Genomic DNA, 21,985 nt, shown 5'->3' on the forward strand with positions numbered 1-21,985 from the left:
GAGCAGCCGTATGCTCGATTATACTGCTATCGTCCTCGCGGCCGGGGAGGGCACCCGGCTTCGCCCCCTGACACGGAACCGGCCGAAACCGATGCTTCCCGCCGCCACGAAGCCGATTCTCGAGCACGTCTTCGATCAGCTCGTCGACGCCGGCATCGACGAAATCGTCGTCGTCGTCGGCTACCGGTGCGACCGCGTCCAGTCGTATTTCGGGCCGACGTACCGGAACGTTCCGCTCACGTACGTCACGCAGGAGAACCAACTCGGAACCGGCCACGCCCTGCTCGCGGCCGAATCCGCCGTCGACGGGTCCTGCCTCGTGATCAACGGCGATCAGATCGTCGATAGCCGCATTATCCGGGAGACGATCGCGGGCCACGAGTCCGATTCGGCCGCGACGCTCGGGCTGTTACAGCGCTCGTCCGTCGAAGCCTACGGCGGCGTCACCCTCGAGGACGGGCACGTGACGAACATCGTCGAAAACCCGCACGACGACCGAGACTACTACCTCAACGCCGGTGTCTACGTCGCCGAGCCGGCGGTGTTCGATGCCGTTCGAGCAGTGGAACCGACTGCCGGCGAGCACCACTTGGTGGACGGACTATCGGCACTCGTCGATTCCGGCGAAATCGTCCGCGGGGTGGTCTCCGAGGGGATCTGGGCCGACGCGACCTATCCGTGGGACCTGCTCGACGTTTCGTTCGAACTCTTCGATGCGGGAATCGTCGACGGGGACCGACCGCTGGACGATCACCGCGGCGTGAGCGTGCACGCGTCGGCGGTGATTCGAGAACCCGTCGTCATCGACCGCGACTGCGTCATCGGACCGGGTGCCGTCGTCGGTCCCTACGTCTGTCTCGGCGAAAATGCAACCGTCGGCACGAACGCGGTCGTCGAAGAGAGCGTCATCGACGCCGACACGCGCCTCGGAGCCAACGCGACGGCGGTCGAGTGCATCACCGGCATCGGCGTGACGATCGGCGCTGGATCGACAGTCTCCGGGGGCCCCGGCGACGTCCGCGTCGGGGACCGCATCTTCGAGGACGAGTCCCTCGGCGCGCTCTTAGCCGATCGGGCCCGCGACGGCGGCGGCGTCACGTACGTTCCCGGATCGATCGTCGGCCCCGACGTGGACGTCCACCCGGGGACGACCGTCCGCGGAACGATCCCCGAGGGAACGGAGGTGCGGTCCTGATGTGTGGCATCATCGGCTACACGCCCGCACAGACGGACCCCGACATCCTCGACGTGCTGCTGGACGGCCTCTCGGGGCTGGAGTACCGGGGGTACGACTCGGCGGGTGTCGCCATCGCCGATTCGTCGGTCTCCGTGTACAAGCGAAACGGCGAACTGTCGGAACTCGAGGCGGCGGTACCGGACGGGTCCGTCGACGGACGGGCCGGGATCGGCCACACCCGCTGGTCGACCCACGGGCCGCCGACCGACGAGAACGCACACCCCCACACCGACTGCGACGGCTCCGTCGCCGTCGTTCACAACGGGATCATCGAGAACTACCGCGACCTCCGCGAAGAACTCGAGGCCGCGGGCCACGAGTTCGACAGCGAGACCGACACCGAGGTCGTCCCGCACCTGATCGAGACGTCGCTCGAACAGGGGGCCGACATCGAGACGGCGTTTCGGCGCGCGGTAGATCGGCTCGAGGGGAGTTTCGCCGTCGCGGCGGTCTGTTCCGGCACCGAGGGGGTCCTCGCCGCGCGCCACCGGTCGCCGCTCGTCCTCGGCATCGGCGACGACGGCTATCACCTCGCGAGCGACGTGCCGGCGTTTCTCGAGCACACGGATCGGGTCGTCTACCTGCGAGACGGACAGTTCGCGACGATTCGGCCGTCGGGCGTCGAGATCACCGACGAGTCCGGGGCGCTCGTGGACATGCCGGTACAGACCGTCGAGTGGGACCCGGAGGAGGCCGGCAAGAGCGGCTACGACCACTACATGCGAAAGGAGATCAACGAACAGCCGCGGGCGATTCGCAACTGTCTCCGCGAGCGCATCGACGAGATCGACCGCTCCGTGTCGATCGACGAAATCGACGACCTCAGTCCGCCGGCGCGGATCCAACTCGTGGCCTGCGGAACGTCGTACCACGCGTCGCTCTACGCCGCGCGGCTCTTTCGCGACCGCGGCATCACGGCGTCGGCCTTCCACGCGAGCGAGTACGACGCCGACGCGATTCCCATCGGCGACGACACGCTGGTGATCGCGGTCACCCAGAGCGGCGAGACGGCCGATACGCTCGGGGCGCTCCGGGACGCGAACCGCTGGGGTGCCGAGACGCTTGCAGTGACCAACGTCGTCGGGAGTTCGGCGTCGCGCGAGGCTGACCACGCGATGTACATCCGCGCCGGCCCGGAGATCAGCGTCGCCGCGACGAAGACGTTCGCCTCCCAGCAGGCCGCGCTGGCGATGCTCTCGAGCGCGCTCACCGGCGAGTGTTCTCGCGGGTTCGTCGAGGCGCTTCGGGCGTTGCCGGACCAGATACAGTCGATCTTGGACCGGTCGCGCGCGAAGGCGGTCGCCCGCGACTACGTGGAGTCGGACGCGTACTTCTTCATCGGTCGCGGCTACGGCGCGCCGGTGGCCCTCGAGGGCGCGCTGAAGATGAAGGAGATCACGTACAAACACGCCGAGGGGTTCCCCGCCGGCGAGTTGAAACACGGGCCGCTGGCGCTGGTGTCCGAGCGGACGCCGGTCTTCGCGATCATCAGCGGCTCGTCGAAACGGGAGAAAATGATCGGGAACGTCAAGGAGGCCGAATCCCGCAACGCGCCGGTGATCGCGGTGACGGACTCGGCGGACGCGGTCGAACACCACGTCGACGACCGCTTGCGTATCCCCGAGACCCGACCGCAGTTGATGCCGATACTGGCGAACGTACAGCTCCAACTGCTGTCGTACTGGGTCGCGAACCGACTCGGTCGATCGATCGACAAGCCCAGAAACCTCGCGAAGAGCGTGACGGTCGAGTGAGCGCCGGAACCGGTCTTACTCGTCTCCGTCGCTGTCGCCGTCTCTCGGGTCGTCGCCGCTGCCGTCTTCGTCGCTACTCCCATCCCCATCGGAGCCGTTCCGGTGCTCCGAAAGCGCTTCGTCGATGGTCAACTCCCCGGACGCGACGCGGCGGGCGAGGACCTCGTCGATCGCCCGATTGCGCTCGCTCCGTTCGCGCGAGCGGTCCTTGATCACCTGAATCTCGCCCTCCGTGGGCTCGATCTCGCGGGCGTCGACCACCTCCCCCTCGAGCCGGGCGATGTTGACCGCGGCGAGCACGTCACCCATCCCCCTCGAGCCCGTTCCGAGATAGGGCGTCGTCCCCGTCTCGTCGACGAGTTCGACGTGGACGGTGTCGAGTTCGTTGACCAGTTTCGCGCTCTCGAGGCGGGAGCCGTCGCCGATCCGGACGACCGGCGACGGTGCCTCGGCGGCCTCGCGCTGGATCACGTCGACGGCGTCGCCGAGGGGCACCTGAAAGGTCGCGACGATGGTCTCGCCGGTGAGGACGGCGATGCCGGGTTTCTTCCCCGGATCGACGCCGATGATCGTTCGGCCGCCGTCGCCGCGGACCGCGGCCAGCGCCTGATCGACCGCCCGCCGAGGGTGGTCGGGTTCGGCGACGATCGTCGGCACGTCCGCGAACGCGTCGGCGTGCTCCGCCCCGGTGACGACGATAGTGGTCTGCTCCGGCAGCTCCTCGTCGGGCTCGATGGTCGTAAACACCGTCCCGCGGTCGCGGAGTTCGTTGACGACGCCGTGGTACACCTCGAAGTCTGCCGTAGCGACGACGATCACAGCCGGGCTTCGCCCCCGCGACGAATAAACGTACGCGAACTGCCGGCTCCGCCGACGCTCCCGACTGTGCGTTTCCCGACCGATTCCGAGCAGCGACCCACTCTCGCTGCGCGACCCGAACGCGAGCGCGGGCCCGTTCCGGGGCCTTTTTGCGCGTACCCTGCCAACTCGAACCGTGACCGACGAGGCGATTCCAACCGGCTGCGGCCCGGTCGACGAGTTGCTCGGTGGGGGGTTCGAACGCGGCACCGTCACGCAGTTATACGGGCCGCCGGCCGCCGGAAAGACGAATCTGGCGCTGTCGGCGGCCGTCCAAACGGCCGTCGACGGCGGCACCGCCGTCTACATCGACACCGAGGGGGTCTCGGTCGACCGCTTCCAGCAGCTGCTCGAGGCCACCGTCGAGACGCAGTCGCCGCGAACCGACGGCACTCGAGACGCAGACGCAGCCGACGACATCGAAGCCGTCGCCTCGCGAATCGTCATCGAGGACGCACTGGACTTCGACGAGCAGGCCGAGGCCGTCCGCGACGCCGAGGAGTTCGCCGAGCGCGCGGAACTGATCGTCCTGGACAGCGCGACCGGCTTCTACCGGCTCGAGCGCACCGCCGACGGCGACGAGGGAGAGGCGCTGCGAAGCGTCACCCGGCAGGTAACGCACCTGCTCTCGCTGGCCCGGAAACACGATCTGGCGGTCGTCCTGACGAATCAGGTCTTTTCGGACCCCGACTCGGATCGCACCAAGGGACTCGGCGGCAACACGTTAGAGCACTGGACCGGGACCGTCCTCCGCCTCGAGCGTTTCCGCGGCGGCAAACGGCGCGCGACGCTGGAGAAACACCGCTCGAAGCCCGCCGGCCAATCGGCCCAGTTCCGGATCACCGACACCGGCCTCGAGGGCGAAGACGAGACGGTCCGATCCTGAATCCGTAGTTTCGATCACCCCGGTACGCGTATCGTGTCGTATCGCTGTCGATTGCCCGGGTCCGCATTCCGTTCGGCGGTCGAAAATAATCGGGAGAGCGTGGCGTCGACGACGGCGGCCGTCTACGGCAGTGCGGCTACAGCTGGTTCAGCTTCCGGAGGAGCTGGCCGCGGTACTCCTCGTCGCTGGTGACGCCCTTGAGTTCCAAGACGTTGCGCTCGAGTTTGTCCAGCGCGACGCGGAAGGCGTTCTCGGAGCCGTAGCCTTCGCCGGTGCCGGCGACCTGATCCTTGTTCGTTCGCAGGCGGATCTGACACTGCACGAGCGGGGTGCCGCGGAGTCGCTCTTGGTGTTCTTTGAATCGAACGTGTGCGTGCATCACCTGCATGTCCTGGTACTTGTCGACGACCTCCTCGATGTTCTCGACGATACCCTCTCGAGTGATGGTGTCGAGCATCGAGATGTTCGTGATCTGGACGTCCATGTGCTCTTCCTCGGTGAACGTCAGCGCGCGCAGCACGTCCGTCTTGGTGATGACGCCGATGACGATGCGGTCGTCGTCGGCCGGCGTGACCATCAGCCCCGCGTAATCGTCGTCGAGCATCGATTCGACGGCCTCCTCGGCGGTCGTGTCGAGGGTCGTCGTCTCGACGGGGCTCGACATGATATCGTAGACCGGCACGTCGAGCAGGCGCTGGGTGTCACCGACTCGGTCGCCGGTCGTCGTCGTGTGGTTCTCCCGGATGACGAAGTCGGCGATGTCGTGGGTCGTCACGACCCCCGAGAGGTAGCCGTTCTCGTTGAGAATCGGCAGCCGGGAGATCCCGTGCTCGCGCAGGAGATTGATCGCCTTGCCGATCCCGTCGTCCTCGGTGAGCGTGACCGGATCGGCGGTGTAGATGTCCTCGACGGTCAGCGCGTCCAGGTTCTCGAGGACGGCCTCGAGGATGGCGTCGTCGGTGATGACGCCCCAGAGGTTGCCGTTCTCGAAGACCGGGGCGACCTTGGCGTTGCTCTCGACGAGGACGCGTGCGGTCTCCCGGACGTCCTCCTGCCGGTCGACCTTGGGCGACGGCGTGCTCCGGCTCGGTTTGGTGAGCGCCGCCACCTTGGCGTCGTCCTCGACGTGGGACTGGAGGACCTCCCGCTCGCTGATGACGCCCTCGTACTCCCCGTCGTCGGTGACGATGATTCCCTTGGGGTTGCCGTCCTCGAACATCGAACGGACCTTCCCCATGCGTGTGCCGACGTCGACTTCGATGAACTCCGTGGTGGCGATATCAGCGATATTCATCCTTCTAGGGGAACATACTGACGCAGAGGTATTTAACGTACTGCCCGTTTTATCCAAGGAGGATCGGCCCGGGGGATTTTTGCACCGGCCGTTGAACCTGGCCCGATGCTCGATATCAGTGTCTTCGGTCGCTACACGTACCTCGTGACGGAGGTCGTCTGGGGAACCGTCGCAGCCCTGCTGTTGTCCCGCGCGAACGCCCTTCGGAAGGCGGCAGTGACCATCCTCGCGCTGTACCCAGTCGCCTACGTCTGGGACCGGTACACCCTCGCGGTCGGCGTCTTCGACATCAAACTCCGAACCGGAGTCGAGGTCGCCGGCATCCCGCTCGAGGAACACCTCTTCATGGCGGTCGTTCCCGGCCTCGTCATCGGCTTCCACGAGACCATTTTCGGCGACCGCGACGGGCCACCGAGTCGGTGACGGTGACGAGCCAACTCGACGGCAACTGCGCACCTGTTTCCACTGCAACACTCACGTCTCACTGACTGTAACTGACCGCGACAGTCTTGTGTCGCTGTCTGGTCGTTCGACTCGATGGACGGCCGGCGATCCGAGACGGCGTCGACTGAGACGGACGGGAGCGGCGACCGCGCACTGCTCCGGGGCCTGCTCAACGTCCTCGTCTCGCTCCTCCTCATCTGTTCGCTCGCGCTCGGCACCGCGCTGTTCGCGCCCCAGCTCATCGACGGCCTCGATCTGGGTCTCGGGGACCGACCCTCGCCCAGTTCCGACCCGCCGCCGGCCGGCGAACGCGATCCCAGCGTGACCGATCCGGACGACCCCGGCAACTCGAGCTACGAGACCGACATCGAGACGGTCCGCTCCCCCACCGTCGAGGACTTCGTCCACGCCGAGATCAACGAGCGGCGGGCCGACCACGGCCTCGAGCCCCTCGCGTGGGACGGGACGATCGCGTCCGTCTCGCGCGCACACAGTGACGACATGGCTCAGCGCGACTACTTCGCGCACACGAACCCCGACGGGGAGGGACCCTACGATCGGTTCCGCGACGTCGACAGTTACTGTCAGGGGTACGGTGAGAACATCGCCATGACGTGGGTCGACCGGCGCGTCGAACGACCCGGGGAGGGCGGCCCCGTTCGATATCAGACCGCCGAGGGACTCGCGACCGGGCTGGTCAACCAGTGGATGAACTCGACGGACCACCGGGAGGCGATCCTCGAGGAGGGCGAGACGCCCCGCTGGGACCGAGCGGGCGTCGGCGTCTACATCGCCGACGACGGCTCGGTCTACGCCGGCCAGAACTTCTGTCGCGAGTGGTAGCCGTCGTCGCGCGGCGCTCGCCATCGCCATTGTCATCGCGATCCGCGACCGCTCGGCGACCAGTCAGTCTCGAGCGGTGACAGACGCGGCGGAAATCGCCGTCACGGGCGGGCCGCAGGAACTGCGAACGACTTACACGTTATTGGCCCCGACGGTCGTACGAATCGTATGGAAATCCCGGAGACACTCACTGCGATCTATCGGACGGCGAGCGACCGCGACCTGACCTTTCTCGCGGCCGGGTTCGCCTACTACGCGTTCGTGTCGCTGATTCCGCTGGTCCTGCTCGCGCTCGTCGTCGGCTCGCTGCTCGGCGGCGAGCAGGCCGCCCAGCGCCTCATCACCGCCGCCGGCGACTTCCTCCCGGCGTCGGGCGAGGACCTCGTCACCGAGGCGCTGACGACCGAATCCGGGCGCGCAGAGGCGACCGTCGTCGCGCTCGGCGTCGCCACGTGGGGTGCGCTCAAGGTCTTTCGCGGGCTGAGCCTCGCGTTCGACAAGGTCTACGACGAGGTCGCCGAGGACTCGCTCGTCGATCAGATCAGGGACGGACTCACCGTGATCGTCGCGGGTGCGGGCGCGCTCGTGCTGATGCTCGGGATCGGTGCCGCACTCAGGACCGTCGCCGACACCGTCCCGTTCGCCGGCGTGCTCGGCTGGCTCGTCCTGCTCGCTGGGCTCGTCCTCGTCTTCCTCCCGATCTATTACGTCCTCCCGCCCGTCCCGGTCGACCTCGGCGAGATCCTCCCGGGCGCGGTCTTCGCCGCCGTCGGCTGGACGATCCTCCAGCTCGGCTTCCAGCTCTACGCGGCGAACGCCGCCCAATACGAGGCCTACGGGGCCGTCGGTGCCGTCCTCCTGTTCGTCACGTGGCTCTACTTCGCCGGCATCATCATCCTCGTCGGCGCCGTGCTCAACGTCGTTCGTGCGCGGCCCTCGATCGCGGAATAGGCCGCCGCTGTGACCGCCGTCTCCCTCGTTTCCTGAACCCTCTTCACAGGGGAAAGATTATGTCCCCGGCAGCGACAGACCACCACCATGAGCGACGACCGATCCACCGCCGCCGCGACCGACGAAAACGGTGCGGCGGACGAGACGAACGAGGCCGATTCGGGCGACGCCCTCGAGCCCAACGGCGGTCCCCAACGGGTCGTCTCCGAGGAGAGCGTCGACGACATCCTCGACTCGCTGGACTCGACGAAATCGGCGTCGGCCACCTCGGTATCGACCGGCTCGAGCGCGACCGAGACGGTGACTACGACCACCGCCGAGGCCGATCCCGATACCGGCGCCGACGAATCCCCGTCCCCGACCTCGGCCTCGGCCTCGGCCTCGAGCGACACCGAATCGACGGACAGTGCCGAGGCCAGTTTCGACGAACCTGGCTCGAGCGACGAGAGCACTGAGAGCGCCGAGAGCGACCCCGAGCCGTCCGCAGTCGACTCGGCTGCGGCCTCCCTCCCGGACGATATCGCCGACGAGTCGCCCGAGGACCTCGCCGCCCGCGTCGAGCAGGGCGACGTCACCGGCGCGGACGTCCGCGCGGCCGAAGCCGGCGAGGGCCGCGAGTCGACCCCCGAGATCGACGACGTCGACCTCTCGATGGACGACCTCGAGACGACAGGGGCCGGCGGAGCCAACGGTGCGGACGTGGCCGACGACGCCGGCCCGCTCGCCGGGTCGGTCGACCCCGACGACGGACCCGCAACGGAGGACGACGAGGACGATTCTCCCGGACTGCTCGGCAAAATCAAGGGTTTCTTCTCGCGGTAACCGCCGGTCGCGACGGTTAACCGACCAGCGATATCAGGACGAACATCGTCGCGATCGAGGCGAGCGTCGTGACGAAGACGTTCAAGGATGCAAATTTCCTGTCGCCGCCGAGTTCGCTCGCGAAGACGAACGTCGAGACGGCCGTCGGCGTGCCGAGCATCACCACGGTGGCGGTGAACGTCGCCGAGTCGACGGCGAGCGTCGAGAAGACGGCCCACGCGAGTACGGGCATCAGGCAGATCTTGAGAGCCACGACGGCGGCGGTCGCACCGACGTCGATCGACGGCGCGTCGACCTCCAGCGAGGCACCGACACAGAGCAGTGCGACCGGCAGCGCGAGCGAGCCGACCGCATCGAGGCCGGTCGCGGCGAACGACGGAATCGATGCGCCGACCGAGCCGATCGTCAGCCCGGCGAGCAGCGCCAGCAAGACGGGATTTCGCCCGAGTCCGCGGAGTCCCCGCCCGATCGAGGCGTCGGTCCCGTTGAGCATCGAGAGCACGACGACCGTCAGCGGCACCTGCGCCAGCGACACGACGCCCAGTACGACGCTCGCGATCGCCGTCACCGAATCGTTGAACGTCGCGGCGACCAGCGGCAGGCCGAGATAGCCCAGATTCGAGTGATACGACTGGACGATCGCGACGCTCCGGCGCGCACTCGAGTCGCGATGCCGATGGACGAGCCACGCGATCCCCGCGGTCGCGAACAGCACGAACAGCAGTCCCCCGAGCAGCGCGGGCGAGAGGAGCGCACTGATCGATCGGTCGTAGGTCGAGACGAAGATCAGCGCCGGGAGCGCGACGTAGTAGGCGGTGTCGTTCAGAAACGAGGTCCGGCGCGCGTCGAGAACGCCGGTCGTCCGCAACCCCGCTCCGACCAGCAACACGACGAGCAGCGCCAACAGTCGACCGACGACTTCCATACCCCGGCCGAATCGACTCACGGCTTTGTACTGTTCGATCCGGGCAAGCTACTGGGCGCGGTAACGTATCGGAACAGTAACAGTAGACGGGCGACGAGAAGCAACCGATGTCATCGGAGGACGCTCGAGACTGGGTGGCCAGCCGAGAAACGACGAATCTCCTTCTCGGAACGAATATCGTGGTGCTCGCCGCGGGCTTCGTTCGCCTCGGGTCCGTCGGTCCGTGGCCGATACAGTGGCTTTCGGAACTGCTACTCACGCTCGTCTTGGCCGTCGCCGTCGCGCTCGTCGTCGGGCGACTCTTCAACTACGAATAGCTGCGTGTCGTGGTGTCTAGGAGCACTGACCCTCGCTGGAGCTGCTCGGGGTCTCGCAAAACGACTCACTGAGACTTGATTTTCGATATCGGCAGAAACGGGATGGAGCATATTTGAACCACGCCGAGACGTGCTCACTTCGTTGCGCGCGCCTCGTTTGGTTCAAACTGCTGTACCAATTTTCGAGCGACGCGCTCGTCGCTCCGCTCCTCGCGTAGTGTCGCTCGAAAAGTGGGTTGGAGCAGATTTGAACTGCCGGCCTCCTCCATGTCAAGGAGGTGTCGTAACCAGACTAGACCACCAACCCTGGTTTGGCTTTCGTCCGTGGCCTGCGTCGCCACGTTGTCTGCACTCAGTCGTTGCCCGCCACACCAATTGAAGGTTTCGAATCGACTGCTGTACGCGAGTCTCCACCACGCACCCGTCCGATACCCTTAAGTCGATGTACGGATTTGGGCATTACAAGACAACTACGTACATTGGTGTCCACTATGCAGGAGTATGTCGAACGAGTCACGGACGGGGAGGATCTCACGCAATCGGACGCTCGAGCGGCTTCGACGGCCGTTTTCGAGGATGCGACGGAGGCACAGATCGGCGCGCTGCTGGCGGCGCTGCGTTCGAAGGGAGAGACCGAAGCCGAGATCGCCGGCTTCGCCGAGGGGATGCGCAACGCGGCCAGAACGATCTCGCCGGATCGGGAGCCACTGGTCGACACCTGCGGCACCGGCGGCGACGATTACGACACGATCAACGTCTCGACGACGAGCGCGATCGTGGCCGCCGGGGCCGGCGTTCCGGTCGCCAAACACGGCAACTACTCGGTCTCCTCATCCTCGGGCAGCGCGGACGTGCTCGAGGAGGTCGGCGTCGACGTCGAGGCAGAACCGCCGGCCGTCGAGGACGCGATCGAAACCGACGGCATCGGCTTCATGCTCGCGCCGGTGTTCCACCCGGCGATGAAGGCCGTCATCGGCCCGCGCAAGGAACTCGGGATGCGGACGATCTTCAACGTACTCGGGCCGCTGACCAACCCCGCCGGCGCGGACGCACAGGTCGTCGGCGTCTACGACCCCGACCTCGTCCCCGTGCTCGCGGAGGCGCTCTCGCGGATGGACATCGACCGCGCGCTGGTCGTCCACGGCGCGGGCACCGACGAAATCGCCATCCACGGCGAGACGGTCGTCGCCGAGGTCGACGGCGATTCGGTCGAGGAGTACGCGCTCGAGCCGGCGGATCTTGGGCTCGCGGAGCACGATATCGACGACATCGCCGGCGGCTCGCCCGAGGAGAACGCGGTCGACATGCGCGGCATCGTCGAGGGCGACGTGACCGGCGCGAAACGGGACGTCATCCTCGCGAACGCCGGCGCGGCGATCTACGTCGCCGGCGAGGCCGACTCGCTCGAGGCGGGTGCCGAGGTGGCCCGCGAGGCGATCGAGAACGGTGAGGCGGCGCGGAAACTCGAGCAACTCTGTGGCGCGACGGCGCGGGCGGAGGGCCAATGACCCGCGTCAAGGTCTGCGGACTGACCACCGAAGCCGACCTCGAGGCCGCGATCGACGCGGGCGCGGACGCGATCGGCATCATCTGCGACGTGTCGGTCGACACGCCCCGTGAGGTCTCGATCGAGCGGGCCGCGGCGCTCGCGGCGGCGACCCCGCCGTTCGTGACGAGCGTGCTCGTGACGATGCCGGAGGGTCCCGAGGAGGCGATCGAACTGGTCGAGGCGATCGAACCCGACGCGCTCCAGATCCACAGCGACATGCGGGTCGGCGACCTCGCCTACCTGCGCGCGAAACTCGAGACGGAACTCCTGCTCGCGGTCGACGCCGACGACGCGACGACCGCCGAGACCTACGACGACATCGTCGACGCCCTCATCGTCGACACGCCCGGCGACGGCGGCGGCGGTGGTACCGGCCGCACCCACGACTGGGATCAGACGCGAATGGCCGCCGCGGACCTCGAGTCGCCGCTTGTCCTCGCGGGCGGGCTCACGCCGGAGAACGTCGGCGACGCGGTCCGAACCGTCGACCCCTTCGCGGTCGACGTGGCAAGCGGCGTCGAGGAACGCGGCGGCGTCAAGGACCCCGATGCCGTGCGATCGTTCGTCGACCGAGCCAAGAACGCCCGCAAACCCGCGGAGCCGTAACCGTGACCATGCACGACGCCGACTCCGATTCGACGCCGGCCGACCGCCCGGTATTCGACATCGACCGGGAGACGTTCCGCGACCACGCAGGCACGAGCGAGGAGCGGGCGGACCGACCCGCCGTCGTCCACACCGTCGCGACCCTCGAGTGCGAGACGACGCCGCTGGCCGCCTACGCGGCGCTGACCGGCCGCTCCGACGCGGTCGATCGCGAGCGCTCGCCGTACGCCTTCCTGCTCGAGAGCGCGGAGAAAACGGCCTCGAGCGATCCGGACGGCGCGTTCCGGCCGAGCGCCGCGGACGCCGAGCGCCACGCGCGCTACTCCTACGTGGGCTACGACCCCCAGGCCGTCGTCACCGTCGAGTCCGGCGAGGCGACCGTCGAGGCGCTGTCCGAGGACGCGCCGCTCGAAGCGATCGATACCGACGCCGAGGGCGACACCGTCGACGCGCTGCGGGCCGCGATGCCCGACGTTCGCCTCGAAAACATGCCCGATCACGACCGCCAGCACCTCGAGGGCGGACTGGTCGGCTTCCTCGCCTACGACGCCGTCTACGACCTCTGGCTCGAGGAGGTCGGCTGCGAGCGGCCCGACTCGCGGTTCCCGGACGCGCAGTTCCTCCTGACGACGAAGACGCTGGCCTTCGACGAGCGCGACGGGACGGTCTCGCTGGTCTGTACACCCGTCCTCGAGGCCGACGACGACCCCGGCGCGGTGTACGACGCGCTCCGGGCGGAGGCCGCTGATGTCGCGGCGACGCTCCGGGAGGCCGAACGGCCGGAAACGGGCGGGTTCGTCCGCGAAGAGGAGGTCGCAGGCCCCAAAGACGAGTACGAGGAAAGCGTCCGGCGAGCCAAAGAACACGTTCTCGACGGAGACATCTATCAGGGCGTCATCTCCCGAACCCGAGAGCTCTACGGCGACGTGGACACCCTCGGCTTCTACGAGGCCATGCGGGACGTGAACCCGTCGCCGTACATGTACCTGCTCGACCACGACGACCTGACCGTCGTCGGGGCGAGCCCCGAGACCCTGATCTCCGTGCGCGGCCGCGAGGTCATGTCCAACCCCATCGCTGGCACCTGCGACCGCGGCTCGAGTCCCGTCGAGGACCGGCGGCTCGCGGGCGAGATGTTGGCCGACGGGAAGGAACGCGCCGAACACACGATGCTGGTCGATCTGGCGCGCAACGACGTGCGCCGCGTCTCCGAGCCGGGCTCGGTCCGCGTCGACGAGTTCATGAACGTCCTCAAGTACAGCCACGTCCAGCACATCGAATCGACGGTGACCGGCACGCTGGCCGAGGACTCGGACGGGTTCGACGCGACTCGAGCCTCGTTCCCCGCCGGCACCCTCTCAGGGGCCCCGAAGATCCGCGCGATGGAGATCATCGACGACCTCGAGTCCACCCCTCGCGGCCTCTACGGCGGGGGCGTCGGCTACTACTCGTGGACGGGCGATACGGACTTCGCGATCGTGATTCGGACTGCAACTGTCGAAGATGAAGGTGAGCAGGACCGGATCACGGTCCAAGCCGGCGCGGGGCTGGTCGCCGACAGCGACCCCACCGCCGAGTACGAGGAGACCGAGCAGAAGATGGGCGGCGTCCTCGCGGCGCTCGAGGAGATCGAGCTCCCGGCCGGCGAGGCCGGTTCGGACGCGGACCGCGAAGCGACGCCGGAGGTGGGGCGATGAACCCGGCCGCGAGGGACGAGGCGGCCGCGACCACCGACGGAGATGCGGACCCGATCACGGTCCTCTTCGTCGACAACTACGACTCCTTTACCTACAACCTCGTGGAGTACGTCAGCCAGCAGGCCGGCACCGAGACCGAGGTCCTGAAAAATACCGCGTCGCTCGCGGACGTGCGCGCCGTCGAGCCCGACGCGATCATCGTCAGTCCGGGACCAGGGCATCCGAAAAACGACCGCGACGTCGGCGTCACGATGGACGTGCTCCGGGAACTCTCACCCGACGTGCCGACCCTCGGTGTCTGTCTCGGCCTCGAGGCCGCGGTCTACGAGTACGGCGGCACCGTCGGCCGCGCGCCCGATCCGATCCACGGCAAGGCCTCCGCCGTCGACCACGACGGCGAGGGTGTCTTCGAGGGCCTCGAGCAGGGCTTTCGGGCGGGTCGCTATCACTCGCTCGTCGCGACCGAAGTGCCGGACTGTCTCGCGGTCTCGGCGACCGCGGAACACGGAGAGGAAACGCTCGTCATGGGCGTCCGCCACGAGGAGTACCCCCTCGAGTGCGTGCAGTTCCACCCCGAGAGCGTGCTGACGGCGGCGGGCCACGACGTGATCGAGAACTTCCTCTCGAGCGTCTGAGCGTCGCTGCGCGTTTCTCGTTGCGGCCGTCCGAAAAGGTCGACACGGACTGAACAGCGATCTCTCGGCGAGTGATTCCCGTATCTGGGAGCTATTCGACGGGACTGGACGATCGTCCTCAGACGCCGGGAAGCAACTCGAGTTGCCCGACCGCGTAGAGGGCGGCGAGGACGACCGCGGCGACGATACCGACGCGGACGGCCAGTTTGATCGCGATTCGGAGGGCGATAACCGCGACTGCGAAGGCGGCGAGAACGGCCAGCACCAGCAGGATCGGTGGTGCCGACAGCAGTGCATCGATCATACGAACCACCCCGCACTGCAGGGACGTAATCTTTCTGGATATCGTGACTGACTCGCGAGAGTGAGTGACTCGAGGGAGTATATCGGTCAGTCCAACCGGATCACCGGAAAACGGGAAATTCGCCCGCTTGCGACGGCCTCGTGTCGGAAACAGTCACGTTCAATTCGGTCTGAAAATCGTTAAGGCAGTCGACTGCGTAGGGGCTATTGACCACACAGGCGGCCGTCTCGGCGGTCGCCGGAGGAACAGAAACGAAAGGTTACAGAGACATCTTTGCAACCACATTTGTATTACTACAAGAAAAGTAGGACAACAACACCACGTTTTATGAGGTATCAATGAATATCGAACCTTCGTTACGAATGATGCGAGCTAGGACCCAGTCCGACGCCAGAATCGACGTGCTGCAGCAGTGTACCGACGAGGTGACGCACGCGTGAGCGATGTCGAACTCTCCGCGGCAGACCTCACGCTTCCGATCAAGCGCTCCGATGGTGACTCCTTAGAGGAACGATTAACTGACAACGCATACCAGAACATTCTCCCGGCCCGGTATCTCCGGAAGGACTCGAACGGCGAACTGATCGAGACGCAGGAGGACCTCTTCGACCGCGTCGGCAAGAACGTCGCGCTGGCCGAAGCCGTCTACGAGGCCGAAAAGCGCGACCTCGAGATCACGGTCACGCCCGACCAGCTGAAGCCCGACCACCCGCGCCGAGACGAACTCGCCGCGGAGGTCTTCGGTGAGGGTGTCACGGCCGACGACGACGCGGAAACCGTCCTGACCGAACACAACGTCAATAAGTTCGCCTACGAGACGGTCGTCCCCGAGCTTCCCGACGAGGTCCGAAGCCACGTCGAGGACGTCGCCGGGACCTTCACGGACGGCATGGAGTCGCTTTCCTTTATGCCGAACTCGCCGACGCTGATGAACGCCGGCGACGAACTCCAGCAGCTCTCGGCCTGTTTCGTCATGAGCCCCGACGACGACCTCTCGGACATCCACGAGACCGCCAAGAAGGCCGCGGAGGTCTTCCAGTCCGGCGGCGGCGTCGGCTACGGCTTCTGGCAACTGCGTCCCTACGGCGACTCGGTCGGCTCGACGGGCGGTATCGCCTCCGGCCCCATCACCTTCATGCGGACCTACGACCAGCTCTGTGAGACCATCGCGCAGGGCGGTACTCGACGCGGTGCCCAGATGGGCATCATGCGCGTCTCCCACCCGGACGTCATCGAGTTCATCCACGCCAAGAACAAGGACGTCTCGCTGGCCCACACGCTGCGACTGAACGACCCCGACGACTACACCTATACCACCTTCTCGGAAGCGCTCGAGGAGGCCCGCGATCTGATCGACGAGGACGGGCGGGTCCCCAAGCACCTGCGCAACGCCGTCGAAGGTCACCTCTCGAACTTCAACATCTCCGTCGGCGTCACGGACGACTTCATGGAGGCCGTCCAGAACGGCGAGGAGTACACCTTCACCAACCCGCGTACGGAAGAGCCCCACATCGCGAGCGAGGAGACCAAGGAGATGTACAGCCGGTACGACCTCGGCGAGCACGTCGAGGTCGGCGAACCGCTCTCGGTCCCCGCGGAACTCGTCTGGGAGCGCATCGTCCAAGGGGCACACGAGAACGGCGAACCGGGCGTCATCTACCTCGAGCGAGTGAACGACCAGCACTCCTTCGACGTCGAGAAACAGGAGGACCACCAGATCCTCGCGACCAATCCCTGTGGCGAACAGCCGTTGGAGGAACACGAGGCCTGTAACCTCGGCCACATCAACCTCTCGACGCTCGCCGATCTCGACGCCCCCGACTGGCGCGTCTGGTCCGAGGAACACGGCGACGAGTACGACTCCCAAGCGGCGGCTATCGAAGCCTTCCTCGAGGAGGCCATCGACTTCGAGGAGTTCGACGAGCGCATCGAGTACGGCACGCGCTTCCTCGAGAACGTCGTCACGATGTCGGACTTCCCGGTCGAGGAAATCGAGGAGAAGGTCCGGGACATGCGCAAGATCGGGCTGGGAATCATGGGACTCGCGCAGCTGTACGTCCAGCTCGGGATCAAGTACGGCAGCGACGAAGGGAACGAAGTCGCCCGCCAGCTGATGACCCACATCAACCACGGCGCGAAGGCCAAGAGCCACGAACTCGCCACCGAGCGCGGCTCCTTTAACGACTGGGGCGAGTCGAAGTACGCGAACCCGACCGAGTACCGCGAGTGGTTCGAGCACCAGACCGGCGAGGACGCCGACGACTGGGAAGACGGCTTCCCCATCCGCAACCACAACGTCACCACCATCGCGCCGACCGGGACGACCTCCATGGTCGGCAACACCACCGGCGGCTGTGAGCCCATCTACAACGTCGCCTACTACAAGAACGTCACCGACGACGTCCAGGGCGACGAGATGCTCGTCGAGTTCGACGACTACTTCCTGCGAACCCTCGAGGCGAACGACATCGACGTCGACGCGGTCAAAGAGGAGGCACAGGAGCAGATGGCGACGAACCAGTTCGACGGCGTCGAAGGGCTCTCGACCGTGCCCGACGCCATCGGCGAACTGTTCGTCATCACCAGCGACCTCTCCGCGAAACAGCACGCCGCGGTCCAGTGTGCCTGTCAGAAGGGCGTCGACTCCTCGATCTCGAAGACGGTCAACGCGCCCAACGACTCCTCGCTCGAGGACGCAAAGGAGGTCTTCGAGTGGGTCTACGAGAACGGCGGCAAGGGCGTCACCTACTACCGCGACGGCACCCGCTCGAAGCAGGTGCTGACGACGCGCGCGGACAACGCCGACTTCGCCGACGAGACCGAGGCCGCACAGGCCCTGGTCGAACAGATCGACGAGATCTTCGGCGGCCTCGAAGGCTTCCTCGAGAGCGAGGAAGTCGCCGACGTCCTCGAGGAGGACGTCGACGCGCTGCTCGGCGAGGACGGCCAGCCGGTCGAGATCGACTTCACCGAGAAGCGCGAGCGCCCCGACGCCCTGCAGGGCGTCAGCCAGCGCATCGACACCGGCTACGGGAAGATCTACGTGACGATCAACGAGGACCCCGAGACCGGCCAGCCGTTCGAGCTGTTCGCCAACATCGGCCACTCCGGCGGCTTCACGAACTCCTTCACCGAGGCGCTGGCGAAGGTCATCTCGACCTCGCTGCGCTCCGGCGTCGACCCCGAGGAGATCGTCGACGAACTCTGTGGCACGCGCTCGCCGAAGGTCGCGTGGGACAAGGGCGAACAGATCCAGTCCATCCCCGACGCCATCGGCACCGCGATGCGCCGCTACCTCGAGAACGAGATCGACAAGCCGTACCCGAAACAGCAGACCCTCGAGGAGTCGGCCGACGCGGACTTCGCCGAGTACGACGGGCCGAAGACCGACGGCGGCGCGGCCGCCGCCGATAGCGGCTCGACCGCGGACGCTGACGACGACACGACCCAGGACCTCATCGACGCCGGCGAATCGCCGGAGTGTCCCGACTGCGGCTCGATGTCGCTGTACTTCTCCGAAGGCTGCAAGACCTGCGAATCTTGTGGCTGGAGCGAGTGCTGAGCGCTGACTGAGCCGGTTTTGGGCTTTTCTCTCGTCTCGGTTTTCTTCTCTTTTACATTACCGCTCCGTCGGAAACGCCACACTTAGCACCGGTCGGCGAGTACGCCGTCGTATGACTGTCGACGGTGTGGACGGCGCCGCGGGCGGTGCCGACGGCGACGGGTCGACCGACAGCGCTGCTACGGACGACTCGAGCGACCGAGCCGCCGGCGCGCCGCGCTGTCCGCACTGCGAGGCCCCGATGTACAAGCGTCACTGCAAGTACGTCTGTCCCCAGCACGGGGTCATCCTCGACTGCAGCGACCCCTTCCGCTGAACGTCCCTTTCTCGCCGAACCACCGAATCAGCGCCCGACTCGAGTACTGAGTCGCCCGGAACCCCTACAAGACGGCGCTTTGTGGTCTCGGGCACTGATCTCTATGTCTGCGCAACCGACGATTCTCGTCGTCGACGACGAACGGGAGTTGGCCGACCTCTACGCGATGTGGGTCGGCGAGGATTACGAGGTCGTGACCGCCTACGACGGGACCACCGCACTCGAGCGAATGAGCGACGCGATCGACGTCGTCCTGCTCGACCGGCACATGCCCGATATCACCGGGGATCGCGTGCTTGAGGAGATCCGCGCGGCGGGCTACGACTGCTGGGTGATCATGGTGACCGCCGTCGATCCCGGTCTCGATATCGTCGAACTGGATCTCGACGACTACGTCACGAAGCCGGTCACGCGAGCCCAGTTGACCCGAATCATCGAGAACCTGCGGGTCCAGTCGCGCTACGGCGGCGGCGACCGGCGCGAACTCGAGTCCATCTCGAACAAGATGGAGACCTTAGAGGACGAGCACTCCGTCGAGGAGTTGACCGAGACCGAGGGCTACCAGCGACTCGAGTCGGAGTTACAGGACCTGAGCGATTCGTTGATCGAGGAGGGAGACGGGTGATCGGACAGCGATACCGCGCAGTTGCGGCCTGATTTTCGCGACCCACATCACGACCGGCAAACGGATCACCGCCGACCGAGCCGACTAGCTGTCCGTCGATCGTCCCGCGCCCTCGGTTCGCGTTCGGTCCGTCCGGAGCGTGCGGTAGACGGGGCCGGCGAGGAGGCCGACGGCGGCGAGCGCACAGACGACCGACAACGCCACACCGAGTTCGCCGAGTCCGCTCGAGGTGATCGTCGCCGCCGAGGCGCCGACGACGACCGCGGCGATCGTCCACGGGAGTTCGCCGATCGCCGTCCCGACCACCAGTTGGCGGAGCGTGACGCCGCTGACCGCGGCGGCACACGTCGCGACGTCCGACGGGATCGGTGCCAGCCGCGAGGCGGTGACGCCGCGGAGCGGTCCCGCCGTCTCGTAATAGCGCGCGACGGCGTCGCCGGCCCGCTCGAGGAACCGAGAACCGCTCCCCTCGCTTCCAGCGCGGGATTCACGAGCCGCGTCCGCCTCGCCGGCGGCGAGCCAGCGGGCGACGAGGAAGACCGGAAGAATGGTCGTGACGACGCCGACGAGCGCGATCGGGACGCCGGCCGCGACGCCGAAGCCGTAGCCGACGACGACCGCGAGCGGCGTCGTGGGCCACGCGAGAAGCGGCCGCACGAGGTAGAGGCCGGCGACGACGAGACCGAACAGGAACGGGTCCGCGGCGAGGGCGTCGACGGTCCCCATCGCCCTCGAGGGCGAGACGAGCAGTCCCGCGGCGACCATGCCGCTGGCCGCGATCACACCGGCGAGCGCACGCGTCCGAACCGACGACACCGACATTCGACCTGAAATCCCGCTCGAGCGTTGAAACCTTTGTGTCTCACTCGACTCGAGGACGGTTCGCACCGAGCGGATCTCGGACCGCCGACGATCGATGCCGCTCGAGCCCCGACGCCGACGGGTTGCGTGGACCGCTCACGTGTCACGTGAGCCCGTCATTTCCGTGTGACCTCGCCGCAGTCGCCGACCCAAAGGAAAGGGCTTTTATAATCACACTGGATACGAATGAGTGCAGACAGAGACCGCGAGCGTGGGTAGCCAAGCCAGGCCAACGGCGCAGCGTTGAGGGCGCTGTCCCGTAGGGGTCCGCCGGTTCGAATCCGGTCCCACGCATCGCACAGGTGGCTGAGCTCCACCAAAGATCGATGCAGGTGATTTCCCTTCGCGGACATCACCCACGCATAATCCTTTCCGACACTACTTCCGACGAGCGATCGCTGTGGCTATTGTCTCGATACGAGTACTGGAAATCGGAGGACGGCGACGAGCGGTGACGGCTCTCCGCCGGAGACGATAACCACTTTCACGTTCCGCTCGAACGACCACACATGGAATACGTCCCTCGAGAGCGCGTGCACCTGCTCACCGGCGTCTTGAGCGTGGTGTCGTTGGCAGTCGTCTTCGCGGCCGCGGGCGGACGAATTCCGTCCTCGAGCGTGCCGGCGGCCCCGGAGTGGATCATCGACGTGATTCCGCTGGTCAACGCCGTGATCAGCGCGGTCGCGATCGGGACGATCACGGTGGGTTGGCGGGCGATCCGTCGCGGTCGGATCGAACGCCACCGCGTCGCGATGCTCGCCTCCTTTGGGCTGTTCGCGGGCTTTCTCGCGCTCTATCTCTACCGGCTGACCGTGACTGGCGGCCCGCAGCCGTTTCCCGGACCCGACGCGGTCTACCAGTTCGTCTACCTGCCGCTGCTCGCGATCCACATCTTCCTCGCGATCGTCTGTATCCCCCTGCTCTACTACGTCCTCCTGCTCGCGGCGTCCCGTCCGGTCACGGAGATTCCGCAGACGAGCCACGCCCGGATCGGCCGCGTCGCGGCGACGCTGTGGCTGATCTCCTTTTCGCTGGGGATCGTCGTGTTCGTGTTACTCCACGGCGTGTACTGACGGCGGGCACACCGTCCGTGTTCAGTCGAGAATATCGCCGATACGGCGGGGTTCGCCCTGCAGGTTCGGCTGTTCGGCGACGATCTTCAACACCTCGTGGTCGGTCACGTCGTAGTAGGACTTCTGGGTCGCTTCCTCGATGAGTTCCTGCTCGAGGCGAAACTCGGTGCCTTCGTAGACGACATCGACGCCGTCGTCGTCGAACGCGAGCGTAGTCATGGCTGGTCGTATGCAGCGGGGGTGTAAAAGCGAGGCGACTGTACTCGACGGCTGATACCGGTTGCTGTAACGATGTACCGGCGCAATCCCAGAGCGACCGGGGTTGTGCCGGCAATGACGTACAGCAGACCGTATGAAGCGATGGCGAGGGCGGCGCGGGCGACGGCGTCAGACGGACGACTGACGACGCGCGAGGTTTATTAGGCG

General features: G+C 66.5%; 22 protein-coding genes and 2 tRNA genes. 17 read left to right on the forward strand and 7 right to left on the reverse strand.

The annotated features are described in order from the left end of the window. Positions 1-10: 10 nt before the first annotated feature. Both ACT4ML_RS00225 and glmS read left to right on the forward strand, forming a co-directional pair. Positions 11-1,195: a sugar phosphate nucleotidyltransferase gene (locus ACT4ML_RS00225; RefSeq protein ID WP_444719062.1), complete on the forward strand. Its 1,185-nt coding sequence runs from the start codon at positions 11-13 to the stop codon at positions 1,193-1,195. Next, complete coding sequence (glmS, locus tag ACT4ML_RS00230) at positions 1,195-2,991, forward strand: glutamine--fructose-6-phosphate transaminase (isomerizing) (protein ID WP_444719063.1); 1,797 nt, start codon at positions 1,195-1,197, stop codon at positions 2,989-2,991. Before ACT4ML_RS00225 ends, glmS begins: the two co-directional genes overlap by 1 nt. 15 nt (positions 2,992-3,006) lie before the next feature. On the opposite strand, the gene ACT4ML_RS00235 is transcribed toward glmS, so the two are convergent. Next, on the reverse strand, positions 3,007-3,810 hold the full coding sequence (locus ACT4ML_RS00235; RefSeq protein ID WP_444719064.1) for a hypothetical protein: 804 nt from the start codon (positions 3,808-3,810) through the stop codon (positions 3,007-3,009). A gap of 160 nt (positions 3,811-3,970) precedes the next feature. On the opposite strand from ACT4ML_RS00235, the gene radB reads away from it, so the two are divergent. Then, positions 3,971-4,735, forward strand: coding sequence for a DNA repair and recombination protein RadB (gene radB / locus ACT4ML_RS00240; protein ID WP_138246724.1), 765 nt, complete (start codon positions 3,971-3,973; stop codon positions 4,733-4,735). A 136-nt stretch (positions 4,736-4,871) separates the two neighbouring features. Here the strand turns inward: radB and ACT4ML_RS00245 are convergent, their stop codons facing one another. Then, entirely contained in the window at positions 4,872-6,029 is a 1,158-nt protein-coding gene (locus ACT4ML_RS00245) for a CBS domain-containing protein (protein WP_444719065.1), read from the reverse strand. 105 nt (positions 6,030-6,134) lie between these two features. On the opposite strand from ACT4ML_RS00245, the gene ACT4ML_RS00250 reads away from it, so the two are divergent. The 4 genes from ACT4ML_RS00250 (at position 6,135) to ACT4ML_RS00265 (ending at position 9,089) form a co-directional block, all read left to right on the forward strand. Next, entirely contained in the window at positions 6,135-6,452 is a 318-nt protein-coding gene (locus tag ACT4ML_RS00250) for a lycopene cyclase domain-containing protein (RefSeq protein WP_444719066.1), read from the forward strand. 114 nt (positions 6,453-6,566) lie between these two features. Further along, positions 6,567-7,316, forward strand: a complete 750-nt coding sequence (locus ACT4ML_RS00255; RefSeq protein ID WP_444719067.1) for a CAP domain-containing protein — start codon at positions 6,567-6,569, stop codon at positions 7,314-7,316. 168 nt (positions 7,317-7,484) lie between these two features. After that, a complete protein-coding gene (locus ACT4ML_RS00260) occupies positions 7,485-8,267 on the forward strand; it encodes a YihY/virulence factor BrkB family protein (protein WP_444719068.1) in 783 nt (260 codons plus the stop codon). Positions 8,268-8,354: 87 nt separating this feature from the next. After that, the gene (locus ACT4ML_RS00265; RefSeq protein ID WP_444719069.1) at positions 8,355-9,089 is read left to right on the forward strand and encodes a hypothetical protein; all 735 of its coding nucleotides are present in this window, start codon (positions 8,355-8,357) and stop codon (positions 9,087-9,089) included. A 16-nt stretch (positions 9,090-9,105) separates the two neighbouring features. On the opposite strand, the gene ACT4ML_RS00270 is transcribed toward ACT4ML_RS00265, so the two are convergent. Continuing rightward, positions 9,106-10,014, reverse strand: coding sequence for an AEC family transporter (locus ACT4ML_RS00270; RefSeq protein ID WP_444719070.1), 909 nt, complete (start codon positions 10,012-10,014; stop codon positions 9,106-9,108). 107 nt (positions 10,015-10,121) lie between these two features. Between ACT4ML_RS00270 and ACT4ML_RS00275 the strand changes: the two genes are divergently transcribed. Further along, positions 10,122-10,331, forward strand: coding sequence for a hypothetical protein (locus ACT4ML_RS00275; protein WP_444719071.1), 210 nt, complete (start codon positions 10,122-10,124; stop codon positions 10,329-10,331). A 232-nt stretch (positions 10,332-10,563) separates the two neighbouring features. Here the strand turns inward: ACT4ML_RS00275 and ACT4ML_RS00280 are convergent. Then, positions 10,564-10,638 (reverse strand) — tRNA-Val (locus tag ACT4ML_RS00280). Between the two features lie 184 nt (positions 10,639-10,822). Here ACT4ML_RS00280 and trpD point away from each other — a divergent pair. From trpD to trpG, 4 genes are read left to right on the forward strand one after another with little or no spacing between them, the layout of a single operon-like run. Further along, positions 10,823-11,839 carry an anthranilate phosphoribosyltransferase gene (gene trpD, locus ACT4ML_RS00285; RefSeq protein ID WP_444719072.1) on the forward strand — a complete coding sequence of 339 codons (1,017 nt, stop codon included), beginning with the start codon at positions 10,823-10,825 and terminating at the stop codon, positions 11,837-11,839. Next, positions 11,836-12,486 (forward strand): phosphoribosylanthranilate isomerase, encoded by a 651-nt coding sequence (locus ACT4ML_RS00290; RefSeq protein ID WP_444719073.1) that lies wholly within the window; start codon positions 11,836-11,838, stop codon positions 12,484-12,486. The genes trpD and ACT4ML_RS00290 overlap by 4 nt, the downstream gene beginning before the upstream one ends. Before the next feature lie 8 nt (positions 12,487-12,494). Beyond that, a complete protein-coding gene (trpE, locus tag ACT4ML_RS00295; RefSeq protein ID WP_444719074.1) occupies positions 12,495-14,183 on the forward strand; it encodes an anthranilate synthase component I in 1,689 nt (562 codons plus the stop codon). Continuing rightward, entirely contained in the window at positions 14,180-14,818 is a 639-nt protein-coding gene (gene trpG, locus ACT4ML_RS00300; RefSeq protein WP_444719075.1) for an anthranilate synthase component II, read from the forward strand. The genes trpE and trpG overlap by 4 nt, the downstream gene beginning before the upstream one ends. Before the next feature lie 118 nt (positions 14,819-14,936). Here the strand turns inward: trpG and ACT4ML_RS00305 are convergent, their stop codons facing one another. After that, positions 14,937-15,122 (reverse strand): hypothetical protein, encoded by a 186-nt coding sequence (locus ACT4ML_RS00305; RefSeq protein WP_138244424.1) that lies wholly within the window; start codon positions 15,120-15,122, stop codon positions 14,937-14,939. Between the two features lie 436 nt (positions 15,123-15,558). Here ACT4ML_RS00305 and ACT4ML_RS00310 point away from each other — a divergent pair, with 436 nt between their 5' ends. From ACT4ML_RS00310 to ACT4ML_RS00320, 3 genes are all read left to right on the forward strand, one after another. After that, entirely contained in the window at positions 15,559-18,684 is a 3,126-nt protein-coding gene (locus ACT4ML_RS00310) for an adenosylcobalamin-dependent ribonucleoside-diphosphate reductase (protein WP_444719076.1), read from the forward strand. A 112-nt stretch (positions 18,685-18,796) separates the two neighbouring features. Beyond that, on the forward strand, positions 18,797-19,000 hold the full coding sequence (locus ACT4ML_RS00315) for an HVO_2523 family zinc finger protein (protein WP_444719077.1): 204 nt from the start codon (positions 18,797-18,799) through the stop codon (positions 18,998-19,000). Positions 19,001-19,103: 103 nt separating this feature from the next. Then, positions 19,104-19,625 carry a response regulator gene (locus ACT4ML_RS00320; RefSeq protein WP_444719078.1) on the forward strand — a complete coding sequence of 174 codons (522 nt, stop codon included), beginning with the start codon at positions 19,104-19,106 and terminating at the stop codon, positions 19,623-19,625. Between the two features lie 84 nt (positions 19,626-19,709). Here ACT4ML_RS00320 and ACT4ML_RS00325 read toward each other — a convergent pair whose 3' ends face one another. Then, positions 19,710-20,447 (reverse strand): TVP38/TMEM64 family protein, encoded by a 738-nt coding sequence (locus ACT4ML_RS00325; RefSeq protein WP_444719079.1) that lies wholly within the window; start codon positions 20,445-20,447, stop codon positions 19,710-19,712. A 248-nt stretch (positions 20,448-20,695) separates the two neighbouring features. Between ACT4ML_RS00325 and ACT4ML_RS00330 the strand changes: the two genes are divergently transcribed. Together ACT4ML_RS00330 and ACT4ML_RS00335 are read left to right on the forward strand one after the other, a co-directional pair. Continuing rightward, a tRNA-Leu gene (locus ACT4ML_RS00330) sits at positions 20,696-20,780 on the forward strand. A gap of 215 nt (positions 20,781-20,995) precedes the next feature. Next, complete coding sequence (locus tag ACT4ML_RS00335; protein WP_444719080.1) at positions 20,996-21,559, forward strand: DUF420 domain-containing protein; 564 nt, start codon at positions 20,996-20,998, stop codon at positions 21,557-21,559. Positions 21,560-21,580: 21 nt separating this feature from the next. Here the strand turns inward: ACT4ML_RS00335 and ACT4ML_RS00340 are convergent, their stop codons facing one another. Continuing rightward, the gene (locus ACT4ML_RS00340) at positions 21,581-21,778 is read right to left on the reverse strand and encodes a DUF5800 family protein (RefSeq protein WP_138244417.1); all 198 of its coding nucleotides are present in this window, start codon (positions 21,776-21,778) and stop codon (positions 21,581-21,583) included. Positions 21,779-21,985: the final 207 nt, after the last annotated feature.

This window comes from Natrinema sp. LN54 (assembly GCF_052439245.1).
Taxonomy (GTDB): Archaea; Halobacteriota; Halobacteria; order Halobacteriales; family Natrialbaceae; genus Natrinema; species Natrinema versiforme_A.

Excerpts from the sequence above, each read along its gene's own strand:
- trpE (WP_444719074.1), top strand. The coding sequence starts at position 12,495 with ATGCACGACGCCGACTCCGATTCGACGCCGGCCGACCGCCCGGTATTC.
- ACT4ML_RS00320 (WP_444719078.1), top strand. The coding sequence starts at position 19,104 with ATGTCTGCGCAACCGACGATTCTCGTCGTCGACGACGAACGGGAGTTG.
- ACT4ML_RS00250 (WP_444719066.1), top strand. The coding sequence starts at position 6,135 with ATGCTCGATATCAGTGTCTTCGGTCGCTACACGTACCTCGTGACGGAG.
- ACT4ML_RS00260 (WP_444719068.1), top strand. The coding sequence starts at position 7,485 with ATGGAAATCCCGGAGACACTCACTGCGATCTATCGGACGGCGAGCGAC.
- ACT4ML_RS00325 (WP_444719079.1), bottom strand. The coding sequence starts at position 20,447 with ATGTCGGTGTCGTCGGTTCGGACGCGTGCGCTCGCCGGTGTGATCGCG.
- ACT4ML_RS00265 (WP_444719069.1), top strand. The coding sequence starts at position 8,355 with ATGAGCGACGACCGATCCACCGCCGCCGCGACCGACGAAAACGGTGCG.
- ACT4ML_RS00270 (WP_444719070.1), bottom strand. The coding sequence starts at position 10,014 with ATGGAAGTCGTCGGTCGACTGTTGGCGCTGCTCGTCGTGTTGCTGGTC.
- trpD (WP_444719072.1), top strand. The coding sequence starts at position 10,823 with ATGCAGGAGTATGTCGAACGAGTCACGGACGGGGAGGATCTCACGCAA.
- ACT4ML_RS00275 (WP_444719071.1), top strand. The coding sequence starts at position 10,122 with ATGTCATCGGAGGACGCTCGAGACTGGGTGGCCAGCCGAGAAACGACG.
- ACT4ML_RS00305 (WP_138244424.1), bottom strand. The coding sequence starts at position 15,122 with ATGATCGATGCACTGCTGTCGGCACCACCGATCCTGCTGGTGCTGGCC.
- trpG (WP_444719075.1), top strand. The coding sequence starts at position 14,180 with ATGAACCCGGCCGCGAGGGACGAGGCGGCCGCGACCACCGACGGAGAT.
- ACT4ML_RS00290 (WP_444719073.1), top strand. The coding sequence starts at position 11,836 with ATGACCCGCGTCAAGGTCTGCGGACTGACCACCGAAGCCGACCTCGAG.
- ACT4ML_RS00255 (WP_444719067.1), top strand. The coding sequence starts at position 6,567 with ATGGACGGCCGGCGATCCGAGACGGCGTCGACTGAGACGGACGGGAGC.
- ACT4ML_RS00315 (WP_444719077.1), top strand. The coding sequence starts at position 18,797 with ATGACTGTCGACGGTGTGGACGGCGCCGCGGGCGGTGCCGACGGCGAC.
- ACT4ML_RS00245 (WP_444719065.1), bottom strand. The coding sequence starts at position 6,029 with ATGAATATCGCTGATATCGCCACCACGGAGTTCATCGAAGTCGACGTC.
- ACT4ML_RS00335 (WP_444719080.1), top strand. The coding sequence starts at position 20,996 with ATGGAATACGTCCCTCGAGAGCGCGTGCACCTGCTCACCGGCGTCTTG.
- ACT4ML_RS00340 (WP_138244417.1), bottom strand. The coding sequence starts at position 21,778 with ATGACTACGCTCGCGTTCGACGACGACGGCGTCGATGTCGTCTACGAA.
- ACT4ML_RS00225 (WP_444719062.1), top strand. The coding sequence starts at position 11 with ATGCTCGATTATACTGCTATCGTCCTCGCGGCCGGGGAGGGCACCCGG.
- glmS (WP_444719063.1), top strand. The coding sequence starts at position 1,195 with ATGTGTGGCATCATCGGCTACACGCCCGCACAGACGGACCCCGACATC.